The sequence below is a fragment of the Kitasatospora sp. NPDC057198 genome (assembly GCF_042670125.1).
Classification (GTDB): Bacteria; Actinomycetota; Actinomycetes; order Streptomycetales; family Streptomycetaceae; genus Kitasatospora.
The window spans coordinates 1-4,353 of sequence record NZ_JBHUWH010000582.1 but is presented as its reverse complement, the minus strand read 5'-3'; the positions used below and the strand labels follow the sequence as shown (position 1 = coordinate 4,353).

General features: G+C 75.7%; 2 protein-coding genes. Both read left to right on the top strand.

The window, feature by feature from the left end; translation table 11 throughout:
• On the top strand, nt 1-1,622 hold a 1,622-nt coding region (locus ACFUEL_RS35860; protein WP_380241800.1), incomplete at its 5' end, for an SDR family NAD(P)-dependent oxidoreductase.
• Nucleotides 1,623-1,653: 31 nt separating this feature from the next.
• On the top strand, nt 1,654-4,353 hold a 2,700-nt coding region (locus ACFUEL_RS35855; RefSeq protein ID WP_380241798.1), incomplete at its 3' end, for a type I polyketide synthase.

The window sequence follows — 4,353 nt, the reverse complement described above, 5'->3', positions numbered from 1 at the left end:
CGCTGCGGCTGCTGCCCGGTGGCGGCACGTTCGTCGAGATGGGCCGCACCGACCTGCGCGACCCGGCCGCCCTGGCCGCCGCGCACCCCGGCGTCGCCTACCGGCCCTTCAACCTGGCCGAGGCCGGACCCGACCTGCTCGGCACGATGCTCGGCCGGATCGTCGACCTGCTCACCGCCGGCGAGCTCAGCCTGCTCCCGGTCCGCGCCTGGGACGTCCGGCGGGCCCGCGAGGCGTTCCGCCACATGCAGCAGGCCCGGCACACCGGCAAGCTGGTGCTGACCCTGCCCGCCGACCCGTCCGCCCCACGCCGGGGCACCGCGCTGGTCACCGGCGGCACCGGCACCCTGGGCGGGCTGGTGGCCCGCCACCTGGCCGCCACCGGCCGCGCCGAGGCCCTGCTGCTGACCAGCCGTTCCGGTCCGGAGGCCGCCGAGGCCGCCGCGCTGGCCGCCGAACTGGCCGAAGCCGGAACACCCGTCGAGGTGGTCGCCTGCGACACCGCGGAACGCGCCGAGGTCGCCGCGCTGCTGGCCGGCATCCCCGCCGACCGCCCGCTGCGCACCGTGATCCACACCGCGGGCGTGCTGGACGACGCCACCGTCGCCTCGCTCACCCCCGAGCGGATCGCCACCGTGCTGCGGCCCAAGGCCGACGGCGCCTGGCACCTGCACGAACTGACCGACGACCTCGACCACTTCGTGCTGTTCTCGTCGGCCGCGGCCACCTTCTCCAGCCCCGGCCAGGGCAACTACGTCGCGGCGAACTCCTTCCTGGACGCCCTCGCCGCCGACCGCCGCGCCGCCGGCCTGCCCGCCACCTCGCTCGCCTGGGGCATGTGGGCCGAGGCCAGCGCCCTGACCGGACGGCTCAGCGACTCCGAACGGGCCAGGATCAACCGGGGCGGCATCGCCGCCCTCGGAGCGGACGAGGGCCTGGCCCTGCTCGACCTCGCCCTCGGGCGCGACGAGGCGCTCCTCGTCCCCGCCAAGCTCGACCTCGCCGGACTGCGCGCCCGTGCCGGGCACAGCGCCGACGTCCCGCCGATCTGGCGGGCCCTGGTCGGCGGCGGCACCGGGCGGCGCAGCGCCGCCGCCGGCACCGCCGGCGCGGACTCGCTGCACCGGCAGCTCGCCGGGCAGCCCGAGGAGGAGCGCACCAGGCTGCTGACCGACCTGGTCCGCTCGCACGTCGCGGCGGTCCTGGGGCACGCCTCCGCCGACGCGATCGAGTCCACCCGGGCCTTCACCGACCTGGGCTTCGACTCCCTCACCGCGGTCGAACTGCGCAACCGGCTCAGCACCGCCACCGGCCTGCGGCTGCCCGCGACCCTGGTCTTCGACCACCCCAACCCCACCGAACTCGCCGCCCTGCTGCGGGAGAAGCTGCTGCCCGAGCCGGTTGAACATGGCGAGCAGGGCGGCGCCGAGGAAAAACTGCGCAAGGCGCTCGCGACCGTCCCGCTCTCCAGGTTCCGCGACGCCGGACTGATGGACGCGCTGATGCGGCTCGCCGACGTCCGCGACGAAGCCCTGAGCGGCGAGCGGGACGGCGAGGGCGACATCGACGCGCTGGACGCCGACAGCCTGATCCGGCTGGCCCTCGACGGCGAGTCGGAGTGATCACGATGAAGCTCGATGCGTGGAGGCAGCGATGACCGGACAGGCCGACAAGCTCCTGGAAGCGCTGCGGGCCTCCGTGAAGGAGGCCGAGCGGCTCCGGCAGCGCAACCGCCGGCTGGTCGCGGCGGCGTCGGAACCCCTGGCGATCGTCGGCATGAGCTGCCGGTACCCGGGCGGGGTGACCACCCCCGAGGAGCTGTGGGAACTGCTCGCCGCCGGCGGGGACGCGATCTCCGGCTTCCCCGGCGACCGCGGCTGGGACACCGAGGGCGTCTACGACCCCGACCCGGACCACCAGGGCACCTCGTACGTGGTCGAGGGCGGGTTCCTGCAGGACGCGGCGGGCTTCGACGCCGACTTCTTCGGGATCTCGCCGCGCGAGGCGCTCGCCATGGACCCGCAGCAGCGCCTGCTGCTGGAGACCTCCTGGGAGGCGCTGGAGCGGGCCGGGGTCGACCCGGCCGCCCTGCGCGGCTCGCAGACCGGCGTGTTCGTCGGCGTCGCCCCGTCCGACTACGTCTCCCACCAGTCGCTGCAGAACATGGAGGGCCTCGACTGGCACCTGATGACCGGCGGCGCGGCCAGCGTGATGTCCGGCCGGATCTCCTACCTGCTGGGCCTCCAGGGCCCGGCGGTCTCCGTGGACACCGCCTGCTCGTCCTCGCTGGTCGCCCTGCACCTGGCCTGCCAGGCCGTCCGGGCCGGCGAGTGCTCGCTGGCCCTGGCCGGCGGCGTCACCGTGATGGCCACCACCATGGGCTTCGTCGGCTTCTCCCGGCAGCGCGGCCTCGCCGAGGACGGCCGCTGCAAGGCGTTCTCCGCCGGGGCCGACGGCATGGGCATGGGCGAGGGCGCCGGGATGGTCGTCGTCGAGAAGCTCTCCGACGCGCTCCGCAACGGGCACCCGGTGCTCGCCGTGGTGCGCGGCTCCGCGATCAACCAGGACGGCGCCTCCAACGGCCTCACCGCCCCCAACGGCCCCTCGCAGCAGCGCGTCATCCGCGCCGCCCTGGCCAGCGCCCGGCTGTCCGCCGCCGACGTGGACGCGGTGGAGGCGCACGGCACCGGCACCACGCTGGGCGACCCGATCGAGGCGCAGGCCCTGCTCAACACGTACGGCCAGGACCGGCCGGAGGGCCGGCCGCTGTGGCTCGGCTCGGTGAAGTCCAACATCGGCCACTCCCAGCAGGCCGCCGGCGTGGCGGGCGTGATCAAGATGGTGCTGGCGCTCCAGCACGAGCAGCTCCCCAGGACGCTGCACGCCGACGAGCCGTCCCCGCACGTGGACTGGGAGTCCGGCGACGTCCGGCTGCTCAACGAGGCGGTGCCGTGGCCGGCGGGCGAGCGGGTGCGCCGGGCCGGCGTCTCCTCGTTCGGCCTGAGCGGCACCAACGCGCACATCATCGTCGAGGAGGCCCCCACCGGGGACGCCGCCGTCGCCGACCCCGAGGAGGTCGAGACCCCGCAGGCCCCGGCCCCCGCGAAGGTGCTGACGGACGCCGCCGCCTGGCTGGTCTCCGGCCGCTCGGCGCCGGGCCTGGCCGCCCAGGCGGAGCGGCTCGCGGACTGGGTCACCGCCCGCCCCGGGCTCGAACCGGCGGACGTGGCCTGGTCGTTGGCGACCACCCGCTCGGTCTTCGACCACCGGGCCGTCGTGGTCGGGGACGACCCGGCCGCCGCCCTGCGGGCCCTCGCGGCGGGCGTGCCCTCGGGCGCGGTCGTCTCGGGCACGGCCCGTGCGGGCGTCCGCCCGGTGTTCGTCTTCCCCGGCCAGGGGTCGCAGTGGCTGGGCATGGGGCGTGAACTGGCCTCGGTGAGCCCGGTGTTCGCGGCGCGGTTGGCGGAGTGTGCGGCGGCGCTGGAGCCGTTCGTGGACTGGTCACTGGACGAAGTGCTGGCCGGTGAGCCGGAGTTGAAGGCCGCCGACGTGGTGCAGCCCGCGCTGTGGGCGGTGATGGTGTCGCTCGCGGCCGTCTGGGAGGCCGCCGGGGTCAAGCCCACCGCCGTCGTCGGCCACTCGCAGGGCGAGATCGCCGCCGCCACCGTCGCCGGCATGCTCTCGCTCGAGGACGGCGCCCGGGTGGTGGCGCTGCGCTCGCGCTCGCTGAAGGTCCTGGCCGGGCTCGGCGGCATGCTGTCGGTCTCCCGCTCCGCCGAGGCCGTCCAGGAGCGGATCGCCCGGTTCGGTGAGCGGGTCTCCCTCGCCGCCGTCAACGGCCCTGCGGCCGTGGTGGTTTCGGGCGAGCCCGACGCACTGGAGGAGCTGAAGTCCGAGTTCGAGGCCGAGGGCGTGCGCGCCAAGCTGGTCGCCGTCGACTACGCCTCGCACTGCGCCCAGGTCGAGCGCCTGGAGCAGGAGATCCGCGAGGTCCTCGCCGAGGTCGCCCCGCGGCGCGGCCGCGTCCCGATGGTCTCCTCGATGAGCGGCGAGACCCTGACCGGCGAGGAACTCGACGCCGGGTACTGGTACGCCAACCTGCGCGCCACCGTCCACTTCGAGCGCGCCGTGCGCACCCTCGCCGCCCAGGGCCACCAGCTGTTCGTCGAGGTCACCCCCCACCCGGTCCTGCTGGGCGCGACGAACGACACCCTGGCCGAGGTCGCCGAGGAGGCGGGCACCGGCACCGTCCCCGCCGCCGTCTGCGGCACGCTGCGCCGCGACGACGGCGGCGCGACCCGCCTGCTGACCTCGCTGGCCGAGGCGTACGTCAACGGCGCCCCGGTGGACTGG